General features: G+C 68.7%; 20 protein-coding genes, 1 pseudogene and 1 riboswitch. Of the genes and pseudogenes, 17 read left to right on the top strand and 4 right to left on the bottom strand.

Annotated elements, in window-relative coordinates; genetic code table 11:
- Nucleotides 1-38: 38 nt before the first annotated feature.
- The 4 genes from BDO18943_RS09410 (at nt 39) to BDO18943_RS09425 (ending at nt 3,863) form a co-directional block, all read left to right on the top strand.
- A complete protein-coding gene (locus tag BDO18943_RS09410; protein ID WP_175022060.1) occupies nt 39-1,061 on the top strand; it encodes a xylose isomerase in 1,023 nt (340 codons plus the stop codon).
- A 38-nt stretch (nt 1,062-1,099) separates the two neighbouring features.
- Nucleotides 1,100-1,927 (top strand): TIM barrel protein, encoded by an 828-nt coding sequence (locus BDO18943_RS09415; RefSeq protein WP_175022061.1) that lies wholly within the window; start codon nt 1,100-1,102, stop codon nt 1,925-1,927.
- A 71-nt stretch (nt 1,928-1,998) separates the two neighbouring features.
- Nucleotides 1,999-2,985, top strand: coding sequence for an inositol 2-dehydrogenase (iolG, locus tag BDO18943_RS09420; protein ID WP_175022062.1), 987 nt, complete (start codon nt 1,999-2,001; stop codon nt 2,983-2,985).
- 191 nt (nt 2,986-3,176) lie between these two features.
- Nucleotides 3,177-3,863 carry an HAD family hydrolase gene (locus tag BDO18943_RS09425; RefSeq protein WP_175022063.1) on the top strand — a complete coding sequence of 229 codons (687 nt, stop codon included), beginning with the start codon at nt 3,177-3,179 and terminating at the stop codon, nt 3,861-3,863.
- Nucleotides 3,864-3,963: 100 nt separating this feature from the next.
- On the opposite strand, the gene ribB is transcribed toward BDO18943_RS09425, so the two are convergent.
- From ribB to BDO18943_RS09440, 3 genes are all read right to left on the bottom strand, one after another.
- Complete coding sequence (gene ribB / locus BDO18943_RS09430) at nt 3,964-4,674, bottom strand: 3,4-dihydroxy-2-butanone-4-phosphate synthase (protein ID WP_011353122.1); 711 nt, start codon at nt 4,672-4,674, stop codon at nt 3,964-3,966.
- A gap of 118 nt (nt 4,675-4,792) precedes the next feature.
- A riboswitch (FMN riboswitch) is annotated at nt 4,793-4,941 on the bottom strand.
- A gap of 189 nt (nt 4,942-5,130) precedes the next feature.
- Nucleotides 5,131-5,832 (bottom strand): helix-turn-helix domain-containing protein, encoded by a 702-nt coding sequence (locus tag BDO18943_RS09435; protein WP_175022064.1) that lies wholly within the window; start codon nt 5,830-5,832, stop codon nt 5,131-5,133.
- Nucleotides 5,833-6,050: 218 nt separating this feature from the next.
- Nucleotides 6,051-7,226 carry an MFS transporter gene (locus BDO18943_RS09440; RefSeq protein WP_175022065.1) on the bottom strand — a complete coding sequence of 392 codons (1,176 nt, stop codon included), beginning with the start codon at nt 7,224-7,226 and terminating at the stop codon, nt 6,051-6,053.
- A gap of 147 nt (nt 7,227-7,373) precedes the next feature.
- Between BDO18943_RS09440 and BDO18943_RS09445 the strand changes: the two genes are divergently transcribed.
- The 8 genes from BDO18943_RS09445 (at nt 7,374) to lnt (ending at nt 15,691) form a co-directional block, all read left to right on the top strand.
- Nucleotides 7,374-8,306 (top strand): LysR family transcriptional regulator, encoded by a 933-nt coding sequence (locus BDO18943_RS09445; protein WP_175022066.1) that lies wholly within the window; start codon nt 7,374-7,376, stop codon nt 8,304-8,306.
- A gap of 214 nt (nt 8,307-8,520) precedes the next feature.
- Complete coding sequence (miaB, locus tag BDO18943_RS09450) at nt 8,521-9,894, top strand: tRNA (N6-isopentenyl adenosine(37)-C2)-methylthiotransferase MiaB (RefSeq protein ID WP_175022067.1); 1,374 nt, start codon at nt 8,521-8,523, stop codon at nt 9,892-9,894.
- A gap of 29 nt (nt 9,895-9,923) precedes the next feature.
- Nucleotides 9,924-10,970, top strand: a complete 1,047-nt coding sequence (locus BDO18943_RS09455; protein ID WP_043190661.1) for a PhoH family protein — start codon at nt 9,924-9,926, stop codon at nt 10,968-10,970.
- A gap of 141 nt (nt 10,971-11,111) precedes the next feature.
- Nucleotides 11,112-11,888 carry an rRNA maturation RNase YbeY gene (ybeY, locus tag BDO18943_RS09460; RefSeq protein WP_043190659.1) on the top strand — a complete coding sequence of 259 codons (777 nt, stop codon included), beginning with the start codon at nt 11,112-11,114 and terminating at the stop codon, nt 11,886-11,888.
- A gap of 12 nt (nt 11,889-11,900) precedes the next feature.
- Nucleotides 11,901-12,533 (top strand): gamma-glutamylcyclotransferase, encoded by a 633-nt coding sequence (locus tag BDO18943_RS09465; protein WP_175022068.1) that lies wholly within the window; start codon nt 11,901-11,903, stop codon nt 12,531-12,533.
- Nucleotides 12,534-12,603: 70 nt separating this feature from the next.
- Nucleotides 12,604-12,753, top strand: a complete 150-nt coding sequence (locus BDO18943_RS09470; protein ID WP_175022069.1) for a hypothetical protein — start codon at nt 12,604-12,606, stop codon at nt 12,751-12,753.
- Nucleotides 12,754-13,062: 309 nt separating this feature from the next.
- Nucleotides 13,063-13,950 carry an HlyC/CorC family transporter gene (locus BDO18943_RS09475; RefSeq protein ID WP_043190655.1) on the top strand — a complete coding sequence of 296 codons (888 nt, stop codon included), beginning with the start codon at nt 13,063-13,065 and terminating at the stop codon, nt 13,948-13,950.
- Between the two features lie 52 nt (nt 13,951-14,002).
- Nucleotides 14,003-15,691: an apolipoprotein N-acyltransferase gene (lnt, locus tag BDO18943_RS09480; RefSeq protein ID WP_175022070.1), complete on the top strand. Its 1,689-nt coding sequence runs from the start codon at nt 14,003-14,005 to the stop codon at nt 15,689-15,691.
- Between the two features lie 87 nt (nt 15,692-15,778).
- On the opposite strand, the gene BDO18943_RS09485 is transcribed toward lnt, so the two are convergent.
- Complete coding sequence (locus BDO18943_RS09485; RefSeq protein ID WP_175022071.1) at nt 15,779-17,452, bottom strand: tetratricopeptide repeat protein; 1,674 nt, start codon at nt 17,450-17,452, stop codon at nt 15,779-15,781.
- 320 nt (nt 17,453-17,772) lie between these two features.
- On the opposite strand from BDO18943_RS09485, the gene glyQ reads away from it, so the two are divergent.
- The 5 genes and pseudogenes from glyQ to BDO18943_RS09510 form a co-directional block, all read left to right on the top strand.
- Complete coding sequence (gene glyQ, locus BDO18943_RS09490) at nt 17,773-18,777, top strand: glycine--tRNA ligase subunit alpha (protein ID WP_011885965.1); 1,005 nt, start codon at nt 17,773-17,775, stop codon at nt 18,775-18,777.
- A 22-nt stretch (nt 18,778-18,799) separates the two neighbouring features.
- Complete coding sequence (glyS, locus tag BDO18943_RS09495) at nt 18,800-20,899, top strand: glycine--tRNA ligase subunit beta (protein ID WP_175022072.1); 2,100 nt, start codon at nt 18,800-18,802, stop codon at nt 20,897-20,899.
- A 10-nt stretch (nt 20,900-20,909) separates the two neighbouring features.
- Nucleotides 20,910-21,473, top strand: coding sequence for a D-glycero-beta-D-manno-heptose 1,7-bisphosphate 7-phosphatase (gmhB, locus tag BDO18943_RS09500; RefSeq protein WP_175022073.1), 564 nt, complete (start codon nt 20,910-20,912; stop codon nt 21,471-21,473).
- 43 nt (nt 21,474-21,516) lie between these two features.
- Nucleotides 21,517-22,281 (top strand): lysophospholipid acyltransferase family protein, encoded by a 765-nt coding sequence (locus BDO18943_RS09505; protein ID WP_043190642.1) that lies wholly within the window; start codon nt 21,517-21,519, stop codon nt 22,279-22,281.
- A gap of 46 nt (nt 22,282-22,327) precedes the next feature.
- A pseudogene (locus tag BDO18943_RS09510) lies at nt 22,328-22,463 on the top strand (metal-dependent hydrolase); the annotation flags it as partial.

Consider the following 22,463-nt stretch of genomic DNA (forward strand, 5'->3'; position numbering starts at 1 on the left):
TGGGCAGCCAATCCCATGACAACGGCGGACAGGAGACGATGGCTGAACCGATTCTCATCGGCGTGAACCTCGACGGCGTGCTCGAACACGACGGCCTGCCGTTGCCCGCGCCCGCCGAACGCTTCCGGATGGTCGCCGGCGCCGGTGCATTCGACTACGTCGAAAAGAACCCAGCGCGCGGCGAAGACCTGTCGCCGTATTTCGCGCTGGTCGAACGCCATGCGCTGCCGATTCGCGTGATCGGCGGCATCTGGTGCGCGGGCCGCGACGAAGCACACGTCGCCGAAATCGTCGACGCGGGTGCGCGCTTCGGCAGCACGGTGCTCAACTGCCAGTTGCTCGCGCATCACGCGGACGGTCATCCGCTGTCGGATCGCGAAGTCGCCGATTTCTACCTGCGCACTTACGAGCGCGGCGAGCCGGCCGGTTGCCTGCCGAGCCTCGAAGTGCACGTCGACATGTGGAGCGAGGATTTCACGCGCATCGCGCGCGTCGCGCGGCATGTCGAGCAGGCCGGCGTGCCGTTCCGGATCACGATCGATCATTCGCACCTGCTGTTCAAGATCGGCAATCGCGCCGAACTCGATGCATCGGGCCTGCGCGAAGCGGCCGACGGCGGCCGCCGGATGCTCGACCCTGCGTCGCCCGACGCCCTCTACACCGACTGGATCGCGCGCGGCTGGGTCCGGCACGCGCATGCGCGCAGCGTGAGCCCGAACAATCCCGACAACCCTTGGATGCGCCGCGCGAACGGCAAGCCCGGGCGCGGCATCCAGTATCCGTTCGTCGCGCCAGCGCCGGGCGCCTATCACGGCACATGGCACGCGGCGGCGCTCGACACGTGGAAGGCCGCGCTTCGCCAGTTGCTGCAATCGCAGACCCACGCACAACCGTCGCGACTCGAACAGATCAGCTGCGAGTTCATCCCGTTCCCCGACTACGGCGGCGGCGCACGCTATTCGATCTTCGACAACAACATCGCGTGCGCGCACTGGCTGCGCGACACGTGGCATGCCCTCGCCGCGCCGTCGACAGCCAACCTCGTGCACACCGGCACCTGATTCGAACCCGCCCCCACTCGAACCCCAAGGACAGAACGATGACGCAAGCCTTCCATTTTTCGCTGAACCGGATGAGCGCGCCGCGCTTGCCGTTCGACCGTTACGTCGCGCTGTGCAAGCGCCTCGGCGTCGACACGATCGAGATCCGCAACGATCTCGACGGCGTCGAGATCGCCGACGGCACGCCGGCCACCGCCGTGCGCGCAACGGCCGAAGCCGGTGGCGTGACGATCCTGACGATCAACGCGTTGCAACGCTTCGAGCAATGGAACGCCGAGCGCGCGGACGAGGCGACCGTGCTGGCCGACTACGCGACGCAATGCGGCGCGCGTGCGCTGGTGCTGTGCCCGACCAACAGCCGGAGCGACGCGCGCAGCGCGGACGTGCGCCACGCCGACCTCGTGAAAGCGCTGAAAGCGCTCGAGCCAATCCTCGCCGCGCGCGGCCTGCTCGGCTTCATCGAGCCGCTCGGCTTCGAGGAATGCGCGCTGCGCCGCAAGTCGGATGCGGTGAAAGGCATCTACGACGCGGCGGGCGAACAGGTGTTCCGGCTCGTGCACGACACGTTCCACCATCACCTGTCGGGCGAGGACATCTTCTTCCCGAACCTGACGGGCCTCGTGCATCTCTCGGGCGTCGAGGAAGACGACCTGCCGGTCGACCGGATGCGCGACGGCCATCGCGTGCTGGTCGGCGGCGCCGACCGGCTCGGCAATATCCGGCAACTGCGCGAACTGCTCGCGCGCGGCTACCGCGGCGCGTTCTCGTTCGAGCCATTCGCGAGCGAGATCGCCGAAGCCGACGATATCGAGGACCGGCTGCGGGCGAGCATCGACTACGTGCGCGGCGCACTGGCGGATCGATGACCGCCGCCACGGTGCATGGCCGACTCGAGCCGCGTGCCGATGGAAAACCACGAAATCAACAGGAGAACGGAATGATCGAATTCGCGTTGTTCGGCGCGGGACGGATCGGCAAGATCCACGCGGCGAATCTCGCGCGCCATCCGGGCGCGAAGCTGAAGTACGTGGTCGACCGGCACGCGCCGTCGGCCGAAGCACTGGCCCACGCGCACGGCGCGCAGGTGGCCGACGTCGAGCGCGCGCTCGGCGATCCGGCTGTCCAGGCCGTGGTGATCGCGTCGAGCACCGACACGCATGCGGACCTGATCGTCGCGGCTGCGCACGCGGGCAAGGCCGTGTTCTGCGAGAAGCCCGTCGACCTGACCGTCGAGCGCTCGCGTGCGTGCGCGGACGTCGTCCGGCGCAGCGGCGTGACCTGCATGATCGGCTTCCAGCGCCGCTTCGACCCGACCTTCGCCGCGCTGAAGGCGCGCGTCGAGCGCGGCGAGATCGGTGCGCCGGAAATGCTGGTCGTCACGAGCCGCGACCCGGGCGCACCGCCCGTCGACTACATCCGCAGCTCGGGCGGCATCTTCAAGGACATGCTGATCCACGATTTCGACGTGTTCCGCTGGATCCTCGGCGACGAAGCGCAGACGCTGCACGCAACCGGCAGTTGCCTGACCGATCCGGCCGTGCAAGACGCAGGCGACATCGATTCGACTGCCGTGACGATCCGCACGCGGCGCGGGCTGCTGTGCCAGATCAACACGTCGCGGCGCGCCGCGTACGGCTACGATCAGCGTTTCGAACTGCTCGGCAGCAACGGGATGCTGCAGGCCGGCAACGTGCGGCCGACCGAGGTGAGCGCGTGGCTCGCGGGCGGCATCGCGACGGACGTGCCGGAGCCGTTCTTCCTCGAGCGCTACCGGCATGCGTACGCGGCCGAGATCGCGCACTTCGTCGACGCGCTGCGCGACGGCACGCCGGTCAGGACGACGATCGACGACGGGCTCGCCGCGCTCGAACTGGCCGAGGCCGCGATGAAGTCGTGGAAAACGGGGCGCGTGATCGAGCTGTAACGCAACCGCTGGCAGGCGGCGGCGCACCGCGCCCGCGGGCCGCCACCGGACGATCGGCCGCCCCTCTGGACGACACGTGGCGAGCACGCGGACGCATCGGGAAAATTTGCCGAAGCGTCGCGCGGCGTATGCGTGAAAGCACGTATGATGGCGAATTGATCTGCGTCGCCGACATCCCGCTTTTCACCACCATGCTCGATCACCTCATCTGCGACTGCGACGGCGTGCTCGTCGACAGCGAAGTCATCGCCGACCGCGTGCTGCTCGACACGCTGTCCGCCACGTTCCCGAATCTCGATTTCGAAGCCGCCGCGAAGTCGGCGTTCGGCCAGCAGACGTCGCGCTTCCTGGCGGGAATCGAATCCCGCTTCGGGATCGAAATGCCGGCCAATTTCATCGAGACCATCGAGCACAACATCGAGAGCGCGCTGGCGCAGTCGCTCGCGCCGATCACCGGCGTGCGCGATGCGCTGCTGAAGGTGAGCCTGCCGGCGGCGGTCGTGTCGAACAGCCGGCTCGCGCGCGTGCGCAGCTCGCTGAAGCGCGCGTCGCTCACCGAGATCTTCGGCGATCGCGTGTTCAGCTCCGAGCAGGTGGCGCGGCCGAAGCCCTACCCCGACGTCTACCTGCATGCGGCGCACACGCTCGGTGTCGCGCCGGAACGCTGCATCGTCGTCGAGGACAGCGTATCGGGGCTGAATGCCGCGCGTGCGGCGGGCATGAAGACGATCGCGTTCGTCGGCGCGAGCCACATCCCGGACAACTACGCGGACGCGCTGCGCGCGATGGGCATCACGCGGATCATGCGCAAGATGGACGAACTGCCGGCGTTCGTCGAAGCCGGCATGCGCGGCGAGTTCGGGGACGTACAGTCCTGACGGTCGTGCCGGCCCGATCACGCTGATCGAGCCGATCCGGCGTGCGCCGGTTCACGCACGCCGTGCCACGGGCGCGCGAACGCGCCCGCCTTCCTTACCCTCAGGCCGGTTCGCAGCAGCGCTCGCGCGCAGCGGCCAGCGCCTCGCGGAACTCGACGAGTTCCGCGATCGTCAGCATCGGCAGCCCGTGCTGTTGCGCAAAACGCTCGACGTCGTCGCCGCGCGTCATCGTGCCGTCCGGATTCATCAGCTCGCACAGCACGCCGGCCGGCTTCAGGCCTGCGAGGATCGACAGGTCGACCGTGCCTTCGGTGTGACCGCGGCGTGCCAGCACGCCGCCCGGTTGCGCACGCAACGGAAACACGTGGCCGGGGCGCACGATGTCGTGCGGCTTCGCCCCTTCGGCGATCGCCGCGCGGATCGTCGTCACGCGATCGGCCGCCGATACGCCCGTATGCACGCCTTCGCGTGCCTCGATCGAGACGGTGAACGCGGTGCCGTTGCGACTCTCGTTGGTCTGCACCATCGGCGGCAACTCGAGCGCACGCACCGTGTCGTCGGTCAGGCACAGGCACACGATGCCGCTGCACTCGCGGATCAGCAGCGCCATCGTCTCGGGCGTGATGCGCTCGGCGGCAACGATCAGGTCGGCTTCGTTCTCGCGGTCGTGGTCGTCCTGCAGCACGACCGCACGGCCTGCGCGCATCGCTTCGAGCGCGGCGGCAATGCGCGGCGGCACCGGTTCGGAATCCAGCAACGGGAGATCGGCAAAGGCGTCGGCGGGTGCCGACGAAATGGACATCAAGGACATGTGAAACGCTCCTCGCAAAGACGATTTGGGCGAAAAACGTTTCAGGGCATTGCAAACAGACAGAACGACAACCCGCTTCGCATGCATCGCGAAGCGGCCCTGGCGGACATGACTATCTGCACATCTTCTCTCATCCGGACTGTGACCGTCGGCTCTGGCATTCGACCAGATCTGCTGACCCCGCGCGGATGCGCGGGCGCTCGCGGGCTCGCCGGCTTACGCCAGCCTACCGCCGGTGGGGAATTTCGCCCCGCCCTGAAGACGCACTGATTGCCGGATGGGCCAATCCCATCAACGGCGGGCCAAGCATACAACAGCTGCGCGCGCGGCGCAGCGAACATCACCTAAAACCTTACTGACGACTCCGTCTAACGGCATCGTCCGAACGGCCGACGGGCGACCCGCGATCTCTCCCCAACGACGGGAACGCGGCCCGCTTCCGTGCGGCCTGCGCGATCAGCCGGCCGCGTGCGCTGCATGGGTCGCGTGCGCCGCATCGGGCACGAGCCAGCGCGGCGGCACCTCGGGGCTCACCGTCACGCGAAACGCGCGCGCCTCGCTGTCACCCGGATTGCGCAGGCTGTACGGCTGGTCGGCATCGAACACGATCGCATCGCCGGTCGCGAGCAACTGGCGGCGATCATGTACGCTGACTTCCAGCGTGCCCTCGCTGACGACGAGGTTGACCGTCGTGCCGGGCGCGCGACGGGTGCCGGGCTCCGTATGCAGCGGCGCGATCCGCAGCTCGTGGAACTCGGCCGCGGCCGGCTCGCCTTCCGGGTACAGCGCGCGCGCCGAGAAGCGGCCGTTCGAGCTGACGACGCGCGACGCACGCTCGGCCGCCAGATGCTCGAAGCCGTTCACCGCATGGCGGCGCAGGAATGCGGCGACCGATACCTTCAGCGCCGCGGCGATCTTGCAGAGCACCTTGATTGACGGCACGCTGCGCGCCGACTCGATCTGCGCGAGCATCGCACGCGACACGCCGGACAGCCGTGCGAGCGCATCGAGCGACAACTGCCGCTCGGCACGCAACCGCGCGAGGTTCACGCCGACGACCTGCTCGAGCACGTCGAGCGACGCAGCGGCCCGCGCATCGACGGCATTGCCGGACTCGAAGGAAGACAGGTCGCGCACGAGCGCCAGGGATGAAGACATAGCATTGCCTCCGGGCCGCTTGTGCAGCCCTGCGTATGGGGTAAGCCGGGATCGGAATCGGGTTGCGCCAGCAACGGCGCGTATCGAGACGCTATCACCCGGCCCTGCACCGGCAAACGAAGTTATCTTCACACCGTTATCAGCATCGCGGAGGAATGCGTTTCTCGCGAACCTTTTCCTGCCGCTATCGCGTCGCGCAGGCGCCGCTCATTCGCCATTCATTGCGCCGCCGGCGCCGCGCCGCTTGCCGGCCCGCGCGCATCGAGCCGCATCGCGAACCACGTGACGACGAGCGCCGCGAACGTCACCGCGACGGCGACCCACGGCAGCGCATCGAGCGCGAGGCCGCGATCCAGCGCAAAGCCGCCGAGCCACGCACCGAGTGCATTGCCGACGTTGAACGCACCGATGTTCAGCGTCGACGCGAGATGCGGCGCGCTCGCGGCCTTCTCGACCATGCGCGCCTGCAGCGGCGGCACCGTCGCGAACGCGGCGATCCCCCACGCGAACACGGTCACGGCCGCCGCGACCGGATAGTGGCTCGTCTTCGCGAACACGACCATCACTGCGATCAGTGCGACGAGGATCGCGATCAGCGACGGCATCAGCGCGCGGTCGGCGAGCTTGCCGCCCAGCGTGTTGCCGATCGTGAGCCCCGCGCCGAACAGCACGAGGATCAGCGCGACCGCGCGCGGCGAATAGCCCGACACGGACTGGAGGATCGGCGCGATGTACGTGAACACGACGAACACGCCGCCGAAGCCGAGCACCGTCATCAGCAGCGCGAGCCACACCTGCGGCTCCTTCAGCACGCGCACTTCGTGGCCGAGGCCGACCGGCCCGCTGTCGTGGCGGTTCGGCACGAGCGCGGCGACGCCGCCGAGCGCCAGCACGCCGAGCGCGGCGACGATCCAGAACGACGCGCGCCAGCCGAGCAGCTGACCGACGAACGTGCCGAACGGCACGCCGAGCACGTTCGCCAGCGTGAGCCCCGTGAACATCAGCGCGATCGCGCTCGCGCGCTTGTCGGTCGGCACGAGCGATGCGGCGACCACCGCGCCGATCCCGAAGAACGATCCGTGCGCGAACGACGTGACGACGCGCGCGACCATCAGCATCGCGTAGCCGGACGCGGTCGCGCACAGCACGTTGCCGACGATGAAAATCGCCATCAGCAACTGCAGCGCGGCCTTGCGCGGCATGCGGCTCGTCAGCACCGCGAGCAGCGGCGCGCCGGCCGCGACGCCGAGCGCGTAGCCGGTCACGAGCAGCCCGGCCGACGGTAGCGACACGGCCAGATCCTGCGCGACTTCGGGCAACAGGCCCATGATGATGAATTCGGTGGTGCCGATGGCGAAGGCGCTGATCGCGAGCGCCAGCAAGGGAATGGGCATGAGGTTCTCCGGGAAGCGGCGGGTGCGGCGCCCGGTCGGTGCCGCACCGCACCAAAATGCGGGATGTGCGCGCATTGTCCCGAATACGCCTATATTTGAGAATTGGCGTGGCATTTGAACCATTTTCAAAAATTTCTGAAAAATCCGATGGATCGACTGGGCGATATCCGGCTGTTCGTCGAGGCGGCCGAACTGGGCAGCCTGTCCGCTGCCGGGCGCAAGCTGAACCTCACGCCGGCCGCCGCGAGCGCGCGCCTCGCAAAGCTCGAGGCAGCCGTCGCGACCCGGCTGTTCGATCGTTCGACCCGGCAGTTGCGGCTCACCGACGAGGGCCGCCTGTACCTGAACGGCTGCCGGCAGGCATTGCAGGCGCTCGACGACGCCAACGCGCTGCTGCAGGCCGGCCGCAATGTCGTCGCCGGCCGGGTGCGGTTGTCGGCGACGTCCGATTTCGGCCGCCGCCGGCTGCTCGACTGGCTCGACGAATTCACCGCCCGCTACCCGGACGTGACGTTCTCGCTGACGGCGTCCGACTCGACGGTGAACCTGTGGCAGGACGAGATCGACCTCGCGATCCGCTTCGCGGCACCGCCCGACGGCGCGCTGATCGCCCGCCGGCTCGCCGCGGACCGGCGCGTGCCGTGCGCGGCGCCGTCTTTCATCGAACGCCACGGCGTGCCGAGTGATCCGCACGATCTGGCCCGCTTTCCGTGCAACGTGATCACGGTGGCGTCCGGGCCGATGAACACGTGGCGCTTCACGCGCGGCGACGACACCCAGACCTGCACGGTGCCGCTCGCCACCGCGTTCGAGACCAACGACGGCGGCCTCGCCCGCGAGTGGGCGCTGCGCGGCCGCGGCATCGTGCTGAACTCGATCTGGGATGTCGCCGACGACATCCGCGCCGGGCGGCTCAAGGTCCTGCTGCCCGACTGGCGGCACCAGAGCGCGCCGCTGCACGCGATCTATCCCGGCAAGCGCTACATGGCGCCACGCGTGCGCGTGCTGCTCGACTTTCTCGCCGAACGCTTCGCGCGCGAGGAAGCCGCGCACGACGACCTGCTGAACGCGTGCCGCTGATGGCCGGCGCACCGTCGTCCGGGGGTCGAAACCTGGCAGGCGGCGTCGCGCGGCCGCAACCCGCCGCCCGTCCCGGGCAGCATGAAAAGCTATAATGGAAGGCTTTCCCGACGGCCTTTCATGCTGGCTGCGCGCCATCCGCGTGCAGCGCACGGCCGTCCCGATTCACTCTTGACGACGCCCCCAGGTCAACCACTGCGAACGGCGAACCCCCATGACCAAGAAAGTTTACGTAAAGACCTTCGGCTGCCAGATGAACGAGTACGACTCGGACAAGATGGTGGACGTGCTGAATGCGGCCGAAGGCCTCGAAAAGACCGACACCCCGGAAGACGCGGACATCATCCTGTTCAACACGTGCTCGGTGCGTGAAAAGGCGCAGGAGAAGGTGTTCTCCGATCTCGGCCGCGTGCGCGAGCTGAAGGAAGCGAAGCCGGATCTGCTGATCGGCGTCGGCGGCTGCGTCGCGAGCCAGGAAGGCGCGTCGATCGTGTCCCGTGCACCGTACGTCGACCTGGTATTCGGCCCGCAGACCCTGCACCGCCTGCCGCAGATGATCGACGCGCGCCGCGCGAGCGGCCGCTCGCAGGTCGACATCACGTTCCCCGAAATCGAGAAGTTCGACCACCTGCCGCCCGCGCGCGTCGAAGGGCCGAGCGCGTTCGTGTCGATCATGGAAGGCTGCTCGAAGTACTGCAGCTACTGCGTGGTGCCGTACACGCGCGGCGATGAAGTGTCGCGCCCGCTCGACGACGTGCTGACCGAAGTGGCCGGCCTCGCCGACCAGGGCGTGCGCGAAGTCACGCTGCTCGGCCAGAACGTGAACGCCTATCGTGGCGCGCTGACGGCCGGCTCGTCGGAGATCGCCGATTTCGCGACGCTGATCGAATACGTCGCCGACATCCCCGGCATCGAGCGGATCCGCTATACGACGTCGCACCCGAAGGAATTCACGCAGCGCCTGATCGACACCTACGCGAAGGTGCCGAAGCTCGTGAACCACCTGCACCTGCCCGTCCAGCACGGTTCCGACCGCATCCTGATGGCGATGAAGCGCGGCTACACGGTGCTCGAATACAAGTCGGTGATCCGCAAGCTGCGCGCGATCCGCCCGGACCTGTCGCTGTCGACCGACATGATCGTCGGCTTCCCCGGCGAGACCGAGGACGATTTCGACAAGATGATGGCGCTCGTGCACGACATGAGCTACGACACCAGCTTCTCGTTCATCTACAGCCCGCGCCCCGGCACGCCGGCCGCGAACCTGCACGACGACACGCCGCGCGAAGTGAAGCTCAAACGCCTGCAACATCTGCAGGCGACCATCGAGGAAAACGTCGCGCGCATCAGCCAGTCGATGGTCGGGAAGGTCGAGCGGATCCTCGTCGAGGGCCCGTCGCGCAAGGACCCGAACGAACTCGCGGGCCGCACCGAGAACAACCGGGTCGTGAATTTCCCGGCGCCGCTCGCGTCGCACCCGCGCCTGATCGGCCAGATGATCGACGTGAAGATCAACCATGCGTATCCGCATTCGCTGCGCGGCGAGCTCCTGCTCGTCAGCGACGACGCGAGCGCGGCCACCCACTGACTGACGCTCAACAGGAACCCGACGCCACTTTGAAGCCGACCCAAGCACTGGAATTCGTCGCGCCGCGCGACGACAACGCGCGCCTCGCCAACCTCTGCGGCCCGCTCGACGAGAACCTGCGGCAGATCGAACAGGCGCTCGACGTCACGCTGTCGCGACGCGGCCACCGGATCGCGATCCGCGGTCGCGGCGCCAAGCTCGCGCTCGCCGCGCTCGAGAACTTCTACAACCGCGCGCGCGATGCGCTGTCGGTCGACGACATCCAGCTCGCGCTGGTCGAAGTGCGCCACACGTCCGGCAACGGGCGCCAGGACACGCTCGACGTGCGCTTCCGCGGCGACCCCGACCATCCGTTCGACGACCCCATCGTACAGCTCGACGCCAGCGAGCCGGACGAGGAGCCTGCACCGAAGCTCTACACGCGGCGCGCCGACCTGCGCGGCCGCACGCCGGCGCAGCGCGAATACCTGAAGCAGATCCTGTCGCACGACGTGACGCTCGGCGTCGGGCCTGCCGGCACCGGCAAGACCTACCTCGCGGTCGCGTGCGCGGTCGACGCGCTCGAGCGCGACCAGGTCAAGCGGATCGTGCTGACACGCCCGGCCGTCGAGGCCGGCGAGCGGCTCGGCTTCCTGCCGGGCGATCTCGCGCAGAAGGTCGACCCGTACCTGCGTCCGCTGTACGACGCGCTGTACGACCTGCTCGGCTTCGACAAGACGGCGAAGATGTTCGAGCGCCAGATGATCGAGATCGCACCGCTCGCGTACATGCGCGGCCGCACGCTGAACCACGCGTTCATCATCCTCGACGAGGCGCAGAACACGACGCCCGAACAGATGAAGATGTTCCTCACGCGGATCGGCTTCGGCTCGAAGGCGGTCGTGACCGGCGACACGAGCCAGGTCGACCTGCCGCGCGGCCACAAGAGCGGCCTCGTCGAGGCACAGCAGGTGCTCAGCGGCGTGCGCGGCATCGCGCTCACGCGCTTCACGAGCGCGGACGTCGTGCGCCATCCGCTCGTCGCGCGCATCGTCGAGGCGTACGACGAGTTCCACGCGCAGCACCAGGACGGCTGACCGGCCGGCGGCGCCTGCGCGCCGCTTGGTCTGACAGCCCGGCCCGCCAGACGGCGCGCCGGGCTTTTTTTCGCCTGCGCGAATTCGGGTGCGATCGGCCGTTTGGTGTATCCTCAACGCGTCCTAATCGCCGCACGCGTCATGAAATCCTCCCGTTCCCGCAAGTCCGGGCGCGCCCAGTCCGCCGCGCCCGCCTCCCCCCGCCTGTCGCTGTTCGATGCGAAGGGCAAGGCCCGGACCGTCAACGCGCAAGGGCTGCGAATCGACTTCCCGGATGGCCGCAGCCTGATGTTCGACCTGTCGGGCAGTTCGGGAGAAGCCGCCGTTGCGATCGTCGCGCAGCACAACGATCCGGCGATGCGCGCGAAGCTCGCGCTGCAGCCCGAGCACTACGACAGCGTGACGCTGCACGTCGGTGCCGAGCCCGCGCCGCGCGAAGACGACACCGAAGACGCGCTGCGCGAGCCGGAGCTCGACCTGTCCGTGCAGTACGGCGACGAGATCACGAGCGACGTGCGCAAGACTTGCCCCAAGCGCAAGCTGATCGCCGAATGGATCGAGCCGGCGCTGTTCGCCAGCGCGCAGCTCACCGTGCGCTTCGTCGGCGAAGAAGAAGGCCGCACGCTGAACGCCGGTTACCGCCACAAGGACTACCCGACCAACGTGCTGACCTTCGCGTACGACGCGGCGCCCGACGGCACCGTGATCGGCGACCTCGTGCTGTGCTGCCCGGTCGTCGAGAAGGAAGCGCACGACCAGGGCAAGTCGCTCACGGCCCATTACGCGCACCTGCTGGTGCACGGCGCGCTGCACGCGCAAGGCTACGACCACGAGACGAGCGACGAGGACGCGGCCGAAATGGAAGCGCTCGAAGTCGACATCCTCGCCAAGCTGGGCTTCCCGAACCCGTACCAGTAAGCCGTCCGCACGATGCGCAACGCCGCGACGCTCCCGCCCGCCTACCCGCCGTCGATCGGCGACGGGCGCCTGCTGACGGAAGACGAGCTCGCGGCCTCGCTCGCGCACACGATGCGCGACTGGGACGGTCAGCAGGATCTCTGGCTGTTCGGCTATGGCTCGCTGATCTGGAACCCCGGGTTGCCGACCATCGCCGCCGTGCGCGGCAAGGTGCACGGCTATCATCGCGGGCTCTACCTGTGGTCGCGCGTGAACCGCGGCACGCCCGAACGCCCGGGCCTCGTGCTCGCGCTCGATCGCGGCGGCTCGTGCTCGGGCATCGCGTTCCGGCTCGCCGGCCCGACCGCGCAGCCGCACCTCGAAACGTTGTGGAAGCGCGAGATGCCGATGGGTTCGTACCGGCCCGCATGGCTGCCGTGCTCGCTCGAGAACGGCGAACGCGTGAACGCGCTCGCATTCGTGATGCGCCGCGACGCGCCGACCTATACGGGCAAGCTGTCCGACCCCATCGTAAAGGAAGTGTTCGACTGCGCGGCCGGCCGCTACGGCACGACGCTCGACTACGTGAGCCGCACGGTCGACGCGCTGCGCGCGAGCGGCATCCCCGATCGCGCACTTGAAGGGCTGCTCGCGCGATGCCGGTGACGTGGCACGACGCCCGGCTCGCCGCCACGCGCTGCCGCGGCGGGTGCGGATTCAAACGCGGGCATAAACGATGAAACCGTCACGCTGGTCGCGCTGCAAGGTCGCCGCGCTGCTCGTCGCCGCGAGCATCGCGCTGTTCGGCTGCGGAATCCTTGGCTGCGGCGGCGCCGCGACCAACGGTGCGGCCGCCGGCGGCTGCTCGGCCGGCATGCGGTTCTGATCCACGCCCCGGCGGCCAAGCCCCCGTGCGGCAGAATGCCGCCGCTGGCCGCCTCGGCCGGCCGCTTTCCCGCGTCACGGTTCCCGGCCCCTTCCGCACCCGTTTTTTGCCGCCGCTGCCCCGCCGCCCTTTTCTGAGATAGGATGGAACCGAGGACGATGTCGCGCCCGGCGCGACCGTTCCCGAGCGGGGCCCGCGCGCGCTGCCCACCCTGGCCATGCGGCCGGTGTGACACGGTCGCGTCGTGCCCTTGGTGTATCCTTGCCTACTCCGTGACAGCGCGCTCCGGCATGACCCGGGCGCACCACCATGAACGATTCGTATCCCAGTCGTAAGTCAACCGACAAACCGCAAGAAAAGCGCTCGCTCCTCGAGCGCCTGACCGACTTCATCTCGCCCGAGCCCGAATCCCGCGGCGAGTTGCTGGAAATCCTCCAGGACGCCCACGAACGCAACCTGATCGACGCCGATTCGCTGTCGATGATCGAAGGCGTGTTCCAGGTGTCCGACCTGTGCGCGCGCGACATCATGGTGCCGCGCGCCCAGATGGACGCGATCAACATCGCGGACAAGCCCGAAGATTTCATCCCGTTCGTCCTCGAGAAGGCGCACTCGCGCTACCCCGTGTACGAGGAGAACCGCGACAACGTCATTGGCGTGCTGCTCGCGAAGGATCTGCTGCGTTTCTATGCCGAAGAGGAATTCGACGTGCGCGGGATGCTGCGCCCGGCCGTGTTCATTCCCGAATCGAAGCGCCTGAACGTGCTGCTGCACGACTTCCGCGTGAACCGCAACCACCTCGCGATCGTCGTCGACGAATACGGCGGCGTCGCGGGCCTGATCACGATCGAGGACGTGCTCGAGCAGATCGTCGGCGACATCGAGGACGAATACGACTTCGACGAGGAAGCCGGCAACATCATCTCGGGGCCCGATGGCCGCTACCGCGTGCGCGCGCTCACCGAGATCGAACAGTTCAACGAGACGTTCGGCACCGATTTCCCCGACGACGAAGTCGACACGATCGGCGGGCTGATCACGCATCATTTCGGCCGCGTCCCGCATCGCGGCGAGAAGCTGCAGCTCGGCAACCTCGTGTTCGAGATTCAGCGCGGCGATGCGCGCCAGGTTCACGTACTGCTGGTACGCCGCAACCCGCTCGCCAGCCGTCGCGCCGAAACCTCGCACGAGGACTGACCGTCGCGCGCCAGCCGCGCGTTCCACAACCGCTCGCCCACTTTCGCTTCACATGGACGATCCGATCCTGTCCCGCCCGGCTGGCGGCCTGCTCGCGCCGACACCCGGCCGCGCGCTGCCGCGCTGGCACTACCCGGCCGCGCTGCTCGCCGGCGCGGCCAATACGCTCAGCTTCGCACCGACGCCGCATGGCGGCTGGCTGCAACTCGTCGTATTCGTCTGGTTTTTCGCGCAGCTCATGCGCACCGCGAGCTGGCGCAGCGCCGCGCTCACCGGCGGCGCGTTCGGCTTCGGCAACTTCATCACCGGCATCTGGTGGCTCTACATCAGCATGCACGTGTACGGCGAGATGGCCGCGCCGCTCGCGGGCGGCGCGCTCGTGCTGTTCTCGCTGTACCTGTCGCTGTACCCGGCGTTCTCCGCCGGGCTGTGGTCGTTCTGCGCGGGCCATGCGTGGCATCGCCGCACGCGCGACCCGCGGCCGTTCTCGCCGACCTGGCATGGCGCATTCGCGTTCGCGAGCGCCTGGGCACTCGGCGAATGGCTGCGCGGCACCGTCCTCACCGGCTTCCCGTGGCTCGCCAGCGGCTATCCGCAGGTCGACGGCCCGTTCGCGGGCTTCGCGCCGGTCGCCGGCGTGTACGGGATCGCGTGGGTGCTCGCGCTGTTCGCCGCGCTCGTCGTGCAGGCGCTCGCCGCCGCCCGGCCATCGCCGCTCGCCGAACCCCGCGCCGGCAATGCGCGCATACGCATCGCCGCGCCGGCCGGCATCGCGCTCGCGCTGATCGCGGCCGGTCTCGGCCTGTCGCAGGTCACGTGGACCGTGCCCGCGAACGCGCCGCTCACCGTGCGGCTGCTGCAGGGCAACGTGAAGCAGGACATCAAGTTCGAGGAAGCGGGCATCGACGCAGCGATCAAGATGTACACGCAGATGATCATCGAGAAGCCCGCCGACCTGATCGTCACGCCCGAAACCGCGATCGCGGTGATGATCCAGGAGCTGCCCGAGCCGTTCGCGGTCGCGATCCGCAAGTTCAGCGACACGACGGGCTCGGCCGTGCTGTTCGGCGCGGTCGGCGCGTCGGTGACCGAGGACGGCCACTACGTCGACTATACGAACAGCCTGTACGGCGTGACGCCGAATTCGCGCGACATCTATCACTACGACAAGCACCACCTCGTGCCCTTCGGCGAATTCATCCCGTGGGGCTTCCGGTGGTTCGTCGACCTGATGAAGATGCCGCTCGGCGACTTCGCGCGCGGCGCGCCCGTGCAGAAGCCGTTCCTGGTACACAACCAGCCCGTGATGGCCGACATCTGCTACGAGGACTTGTTCGGCGAGGAAATCGCCGCGACGATCCGCGACAACCCGCAGCCGCCGGGCGTGCTCGTCAACGTGACGAACCTCGCGTGGTTCGGCGACACGATCGCGCTCGACCAGCACCTGCAGATCGCGCGGATGCGCTCGCTCGAGACGGGCCGGCCGATGCTGCGCTCGACCAATACGGGGATGACCGCCGCGATCGACGCGCACGGCCGCGTGCTCGGCCAGCTGAAGCCGTTCACGATCGGTTCGCTCGACGTGCGGATCGAAGGCACGAGCGGCTTCACGCCTTACGTGACGAGCGGCAACAACATCGTGCTCGCGGTGTCGCTCGTGCTGCTCGCGTTCGGCTTCACGTTCGGCCCCGGGCTGCGCCGGCGCAACGGCCGGAAGAACGGCGACAGCCAGCCGAAGTGACGCAACGGGCGGCCGCTGCGCAATGCGTGGCGGCCGCCGCCAATGCAACGTGCAACAGCGGTCCGTGGCCGCGAACCGGCCGGCCGCTCAGCCCTGCCGGGCCGACTCCGCCGACTCTGCCGACTCTGCCGATTGAACCGGCTGCGCGGCCAGACGCCGCAGGTCGCGGCTCACCGCCTCCATCACCGGCGCCCACGCGCCGAACGCCGGTTGCCGGTACAGCGTCGCGGTCGGATACCACGGGCTGTCCTTGCGTTCGAGCAGCCACGGCCAGTGCGGATTCACGTCGAGCAGCACCCAGGTGCGCGCGCCGAGCGCGCCCGACAGGTGCGCGACCGACGTGCAGACGGTGATCACGAGATCCAGCGCGCCGATGAACGCGGCCGTGTCGTCGAAGCTCGTCAGTTCCGCCGTGAGATCCTCGATCGCGAAGCCGGCCGCGCGCGCCGCCGCGACATCCGCGCCCGCCCCCGGCTGCAGCGAATAAAACGCGACACCGTCGATCCCGTGGAACGCGTCGGCATAGCGTTCGAGCCCGACGCGCCGGTACGGATTGCGCTGGTGCCCCGCGCTGCCCGTCCACACGAGCCCGACCTTCAGCCGGCGGTCGCCCGCCAGCCGCGCGTACCACGCGTCGCGCGCGGACGGATCGGCCCGCAGGTACGGCACCGACGACGCGAGCGTCGACGCTTCCATGCCGAGCATCAGCGGCAGGCCGATCAGCGGTACTTCGTAATCGAACGCGGGCAGCACGTCGACGCCACCGCCCGCGCTGAACGCATCCGCATGCGCGCCGAGGCTGCGCTGCATCAGCGTGCCCACCAGCGGGAACGTATTCCAGATGAGCCGGCCGCCCTCGCGATGCACGCGCTCGGCGAGCGGCGCGACGAAGCGGCAGAACTGCAGCACGTCGCCGAGCCCCTGCTCGCCCCACACCAGCAGCGTCTTGCCCGCGAGCGGCTCGCCCTGCCAGCGCGGGCCCGGCAGCGCCGGCCGACGGCCGCGCAACTCGCCCGCGCCGTCCCAGCGCGCCTCGTGGCCGCGCCAGCCGGCCGCGAAGTTGCCGCGCACGAGCTGGATGATCGCGAGGTTGAAACGGTACGACGCGTCGTCGGGCGCCAACTCGCACGCGCGCACCGCGTAACGCTCGGCGTCGTCCCAGCGCTGCGCTTCCTTCATCGCCAGCGCGACGTTGTTCATCGCGAGCGCGTTGTCGGGCGCGAGCTCGACGAGCCGCGCGCCGCACGCGAGCGCGCCGTCCAGGTCGTGCGTCGCGAGCCGCGCGACCACGAGGTTGATCCACGCCTGCACGTCGCGCGGATCGGCCTGCACGGCTGCTTCGAGCAGCGCGATCTCCTCGGCGCGGTCGCTGCCCGACAGCCGCAGCGCGATCGCGAGGTTGTTGCGCAGCGATGGCCGCTCGGCATCGAGCGCCAGCGCCGCGCGGTACGGCGCCACGGCGTCCGCGTGACGGCCCGCCATCTGCAGCGCGTAGCCGTGATTGAAATACGCGGTGGCACCCGGCTGCATGCGCGCCGCGCATTCGGCGAGCGCGACCGCGTCGGCCGTGCGCTGCCGCGCGATGAGCGCGCCGGTGAGCTGCGCGAGCGCATCGGGCTCGACCGCATGCAGGTGCGCGGCGGCGGCGAGCCACAGATCGTGCGCGGCGCGCTCGCCGCGCGCCTGCGCATCGATGGCCTGCCCGAGCAGCGCGAGGAAGGGCGGAAGCAGCGGAATGAGGATGTCGGTCGGTTCGTCCATGCGATCGGGATCGGCAAGCAGTGACGCAGCACGCGTCGCGCGCACCGCAATACGCGCATCTTAACGCCCGCTCGAAGCCGCGCAGCACCCGCGTCGCGCAGGCCGCGCGCGGTCGTCCGGCGCGCGCCGGGTACGCCCGCGCAGGCCGCCTGGACGGGGCCGACGGTGCGCCCGCCCGCGTTCCGGCCGCATCCGCCCGCCGATCCGGTAAAATTACGCGTTTCAGCACACTAACAAGCCGCGCCGCCGCGCGAGCCGACCCTCCGGGCCCCGCCCGGAGCGCCGCCCGCAACGGAGCGCCAGCGCCACGAAGGCTCTTCATGCTTACGTTTCAGCAAATCATCCTGACGCTGCAGTCCTACTGGGACAAGCAGGGTTGCGCCCTGCTCCAGCCCATCGACATGGAAGTCGGCGCAGGCACGTCGCACGTCCACACGTTCCTGCGCGCGGTCGGCCCCGAGCCGTGGCGCGCCGCGTACGTGCAGCCGTCGCGCCGCCCGAAGGACGGCCGCTACGGCGAAAACCCGAACCGCCTGCAGCACTACTACCAGTACCAGGTCGTGCTCAAGCCGGCGCCGGAAAACATCCTCGACCTGTACCTCGGCTCGCTCGAGGCACTCGGCTTCGACCTGCAGCAGAACGACGTGCGCTTCGTCGAGGACGACTGGGAAAACCCGACGCTCGGCGCGTGGGGCCTCGGCTGGGAAGTGTGGCTGAACGGGATGGAAGTCACGCAGTTCACGTATTTCCAGCAGGTCGGCGGCCTCGACTGCAAGCCGGTGCTCGGCGAGATCACCTACGGTCTCGAACGCCTCGCGATGTATCTGCAGAAGGTCGAGAACGTGTACGACCTGGTATGGACGGAGTGGGAAGAGCAAGGCCCGAACGGCCCCGAGCTGCGCCGCCTGTCGTATGGCGACGTCTACCACCAGAACGAGGTCGAGCAGTCGACCTACAACTTCGAGCACGCGAACGTCGACCTGCTGTTCACGTTCTTCAACAGCTACGAAGCGGAAGCGAAGAAGATGATCGACGCGCAGCTCGCGCTGCCCGCGTACGAACTCGTGCTGAAGGCCGGCCACACGTTCAACCTGCTCGACGCGCGCGGCGCGATCTCGGTCACCGAACGCGCGGCGTACATCGGCCGCATCCGCGCGCTGTCGCGTCTCGTCGCGCAGGCTTACTACGACTCGCGCGAGAAGCTCGGCTTCCCGATGCTCGGCAACCCGCCGGGCGTGCCCGGCCTCACCACCGACGCCCAGGATGCCGCCCAGCCGGCATGGGCGCCGCCGCTCAAGGTCGAACGCAAGATCGATCAGGACTGACGAGACGAGATTCACTCCAATCATGACGCACAATCATCCCGCCCCCCTGCTCGTCGAACTGCTGACCGAAGAGCTGCCGCCGAAGGCCCTCGCGCGCCTCGGCGACGCATTCGCCGAAGGTCTCGCGCAACGCCTCGCGGCACGCGACCTCGTCGAAGGCGAACTCGTGTTCGAACGCTACGCCACGCCGCGCCGCCTCGCCGTCGTCGTGCAGAACGTGCGCGCCGTCGCCCCTGAAAAGCAGGTCCGCGAAAAGGTCCTGCCCGTGTCGGTCGCGCTCGACGCCGAAGGCAAGCCGACCGCCCCGCTCGCGAAGAAGCTCGCGGCGCTCGGCCACCCGAACCTGTCGATCGCCGATCTCGAGCGCGCCCAGGACGGTAAGGCCGAAGCGTTCTTCCTCAACTATTCGGCAGCCGGCGCGACGCTCGCCGACGGCCTGCAGGCCGCGCTCGACGAAACGCTCGAGAAGCTGCCGATCCCGAAGGTGATGACCTACCAGCGCCCGGACGGCTCCGACGTGAAGTTCGTGCGCCCGGTGCATCGCCTGACGGTGCTGCACGACGATCGCATCGTGCCCGTCACCGCATTCGGCGTCGACGCCGGCGATACCACGCTCGGCCACCGCTTCCTGTCCGACGGCCTCGTCGCGATCCAGCATGCGCGCGCGTACGCCGACACGCTGCGCGACAAGGGCCGCGTGATCGCGCACTTCGCCGATCGCCGCGAAACGATCCGCACGCAACTGAACGAGCACGCGAATGGCGACACCGTCGTGATGCCCGAGTCGCTGCTCGACGAAGTGACGTCGCTGGTCGAATGGCCGGTCGTCTACCCGTGCCGCTTCGAGGACGAATTCCTGCAGGTCCCGCAGGAATGCCTGATCCTCACGATGCAGACGAACCAGAAGTATTTCGCGCTGACCGACGTCGCCGGCAAGCTGCGCTCGCGCTTCCTGATCGTGTCGAACATCGAGACGAAGACGCCGGGCGAGATCATCGAAGGCAACGAGCGCGTCGTGCGCCCGCGCCTCGCCGATGCGAAATTCTTCTTCGAGCAGGACAAGAAGAAGCCGCTCGCCGACCGCGTGCCGCAACTCGCGAACGTCGTGTATCACAACAAGCTCGGCTCGGCGCTCGCGCGCGTCGAGCGCCTCGAAGCGCTGGCCGGCGAGATCGCACCCGCGATCGGCGCCGACGCCACGCTCGCGAAGCGCGCCGCGCGTCTCGCGAAGGCCGACCTGCTGACCGACATGGTCGGCGAGTTCCCGGAGCTGCAGGGCACGATGGGCACGTACTACGCGCGCCACGACGGCGAAGCCGACGACGTCGCGCTCGCCTGCGCCGAGCACTACCAGCCGCGCTTCTCCGGCGACGCACTGCCGACCACGCCCGTGTCGACCGCGGTCGCGCTGGCCGACAAGCTCGAGACGATCGTCGGCATCTGGGGCATCGGCCTCGCGCCGACCGGCGAGAAGGACCCGTTCGCGCTGCGCCGCCATGCGCTCGGCGTGCTGCGCCTGCTGCTCGAGAAGCAGCTGCCGCTCGACCTCATGTCGCTGCTGCGCACGGCCCACGCGCGCTTCGAAGGCGTGGCCGGGGTCGCCGAATCGACCGATGCGATCTTCGCGTTCTTCATGGATCGCCTGCGCGGCCTGCTGCGCGAGCGCGGCTATTCGGCCGGCGAAATCGACGCGGTGCTGAGCCTGAACCCGACGCGCGTCGACGATCTCGTCGCGCGCCTCGACGCGGTGCGCGAATTCACGCGCCTCGCGGAAGCCGAAGCGCTCGCGGCCGCGAACAAGCGGATTTCGAACATCCTGAAGAAGTCGGAAGGCGGCGCGAACGGCACGGTGCAGCCGACGCTGCTCGTCGAGGCCGCCGAGAAGGCGCTGCACGAACAGCTCGCGGCCGTGACGCCGCACGTGCAGTCGCAGCTCGAGGCGCGTGCGTACACGGGCGCGCTGTCGGCGCTCGCCGCGCTGCGCGCACCGGTCGACACGTTCTTCAACGACGTGATGGTCAACGCGGAAGATCCGGCGCTGCGCGCGAACCGCCTCGCGCTGCTGTCGGCGCTGCACCAGCAGATGAACTGCGTCGCCGACATCTCGAAGCTCGCCGCATAAGGGCCGCACGATGCCGATCAGCCCCAACCGAAAGCTCGTCGTCCTCGATCGGGACGGCGTGATCAACGTCGATTCGGATGCGTTCGTCAAGACGCCCGACGAATGGATCGCGCTGCCCGGCGCCCTCGAGGCGATCGCCCGGCTCAACCACGCGGGGTATCGCGTGGTCGTCGCGACCAACCAGTCCGGCATCGGTCGCGGGCTGTTCGACATGGCCACGCTCAACGCGATGCATCTGAAGATGCATCGTGCGGCGGCCGCGGTCGGCGCACGTATCGACGCGGTGTTCTTCTGCCCGCACACGGCCGAGGATCACTGCGACTGCCGCAAGCCGAAACCCGGCATGATGCAGATGATCGCCGAGCGCTTCGAGATCGATCCCGATCACACGCCGGTCGTCGGCGATTCGCTGCGCGACCTGCAGGCCGGTGTCGCGGTTGGCTTCCAGCCGCACCTCGTGCTCACCGGCAAGGGCAAGAAGACGCTCGCCGCCGGCAACCTGCCGCCCGGCACGAAGGTTCACGACGACTTGCGCGCGTTCGCGCTCGATTTCCTTTCACACGAACACGAGTGATGCAGCCGCCGCGCGCATCCTCCCTAACGCCAGACTTACGCCGATGCGCTTCGTCCGCTCCCTGCTGCTGCTGATCTACTTCGTCCTGTACACGGTGCCGTACGCCACCGCGTGCTTCATCGCCTTTCCGTTCATGCGCCCCGACGCGCGCTACTGGATGGCGGCCGGCTGGTGCAAGTCGACGCTGTGGGTCGTGCGCTGGCTGAACGGCATCCGCTACCGGATCGAAGGGTACGAGAACCTGCCCGACGGCCCGGCCGTGCTGCTGTCGAAGCACCAGTCCGCATGGGAGACGCTTGCGTTTCCGGCGCTGATGCCGCGGCCGCTCTGCTACGTGTTCAAGCGCGAGCTGCTGTACGTGCCGTTCTTCGGCTGGGCGCTCGGACTGCTGCACATGGTCAACATCAACCGCAAGGAAGGCAAGAACGCGTTCGTTTCGGTGATCCGCCAGGGCAAGAAGCGCCTGTCGGAAGGCGCGTGGATGATCATGTTTCCGGAAGGCACGCGCACGCCGGTCGGCAAGCAGGGCAAGTACAAGACGGGCGGCGCGCGCTTCGCGATCGAAACCGGCGCCCCCGTCGTGCCGATCGCGCACAACGCAGGCCGCGTGTGGCCGCGCAACTCGTTCACGAAATTCCCGGGCGTCGTCACCGTGTCGATCGGCAAGCCGATCCCCAGCGAGGGGCTGACGCCCGATGCATTGAACTCGCAGGTCGAAGCATGGATCGAAGCGGAAATGCGCCGGATCGATCCGGATTCGTATCGCCAGGCGGACAATGCCGGCGCGCGCGATGCCGCGCGTGCCTGACGCCCGCAGGTTGCAGCCGTTGCGTACGACAAAAAGAAGCGAACTGATGAAACAGCGTCCGCGGCCACGGCCTGCCGTCGTGGCCCTCGATCATCGCCAGATGGACCTGCCGCTCTTCGACGGGCCGGCCGCCGCACCGTCGGCGCCCGCCACGCCGCCGGCGCCGCCCGCCGCGGCACCCG

Origin of the sequence: Burkholderia aenigmatica (assembly GCF_902499175.1) — a bacterium.
GTDB classification, from domain to species: Bacteria; Pseudomonadota; Gammaproteobacteria; order Burkholderiales; family Burkholderiaceae; genus Burkholderia; species Burkholderia aenigmatica.

Excerpts from the sequence above, each read along its gene's own strand:
- BDO18943_RS09410 (WP_175022060.1), top strand. The coding sequence starts at position 39 with ATGGCTGAACCGATTCTCATCGGCGTGAACCTCGACGGCGTGCTCGAA.
- BDO18943_RS09415 (WP_175022061.1), top strand. The coding sequence starts at position 1,100 with ATGACGCAAGCCTTCCATTTTTCGCTGAACCGGATGAGCGCGCCGCGC.
- iolG (WP_175022062.1), top strand. The coding sequence starts at position 1,999 with ATGATCGAATTCGCGTTGTTCGGCGCGGGACGGATCGGCAAGATCCAC.
- BDO18943_RS09425 (WP_175022063.1), top strand. The coding sequence starts at position 3,177 with ATGCTCGATCACCTCATCTGCGACTGCGACGGCGTGCTCGTCGACAGC.
- ribB (WP_011353122.1), bottom strand. The coding sequence starts at position 4,674 with ATGTCCTTGATGTCCATTTCGTCGGCACCCGCCGACGCCTTTGCCGAT.
- BDO18943_RS09435 (WP_175022064.1), bottom strand. The coding sequence starts at position 5,832 with ATGTCTTCATCCCTGGCGCTCGTGCGCGACCTGTCTTCCTTCGAGTCC.
- BDO18943_RS09440 (WP_175022065.1), bottom strand. The coding sequence starts at position 7,226 with ATGCCCATTCCCTTGCTGGCGCTCGCGATCAGCGCCTTCGCCATCGGC.
- BDO18943_RS09445 (WP_175022066.1), top strand. The coding sequence starts at position 7,374 with ATGGATCGACTGGGCGATATCCGGCTGTTCGTCGAGGCGGCCGAACTG.
- miaB (WP_175022067.1), top strand. The coding sequence starts at position 8,521 with ATGACCAAGAAAGTTTACGTAAAGACCTTCGGCTGCCAGATGAACGAG.
- ybeY (WP_043190659.1), top strand. The coding sequence starts at position 11,112 with ATGAAATCCTCCCGTTCCCGCAAGTCCGGGCGCGCCCAGTCCGCCGCG.
- BDO18943_RS09465 (WP_175022068.1), top strand. The coding sequence starts at position 11,901 with ATGCGCAACGCCGCGACGCTCCCGCCCGCCTACCCGCCGTCGATCGGC.
- BDO18943_RS09470 (WP_175022069.1), top strand. The coding sequence starts at position 12,604 with ATGAAACCGTCACGCTGGTCGCGCTGCAAGGTCGCCGCGCTGCTCGTC.
- BDO18943_RS09475 (WP_043190655.1), top strand. The coding sequence starts at position 13,063 with ATGAACGATTCGTATCCCAGTCGTAAGTCAACCGACAAACCGCAAGAA.
- lnt (WP_175022070.1), top strand. The coding sequence starts at position 14,003 with ATGGACGATCCGATCCTGTCCCGCCCGGCTGGCGGCCTGCTCGCGCCG.
- BDO18943_RS09485 (WP_175022071.1), bottom strand. The coding sequence starts at position 17,452 with ATGGACGAACCGACCGACATCCTCATTCCGCTGCTTCCGCCCTTCCTC.
- glyQ (WP_011885965.1), top strand. The coding sequence starts at position 17,773 with ATGCTTACGTTTCAGCAAATCATCCTGACGCTGCAGTCCTACTGGGAC.
- glyS (WP_175022072.1), top strand. The coding sequence starts at position 18,800 with ATGACGCACAATCATCCCGCCCCCCTGCTCGTCGAACTGCTGACCGAA.
- gmhB (WP_175022073.1), top strand. The coding sequence starts at position 20,910 with ATGCCGATCAGCCCCAACCGAAAGCTCGTCGTCCTCGATCGGGACGGC.
- BDO18943_RS09505 (WP_043190642.1), top strand. The coding sequence starts at position 21,517 with ATGCGCTTCGTCCGCTCCCTGCTGCTGCTGATCTACTTCGTCCTGTAC.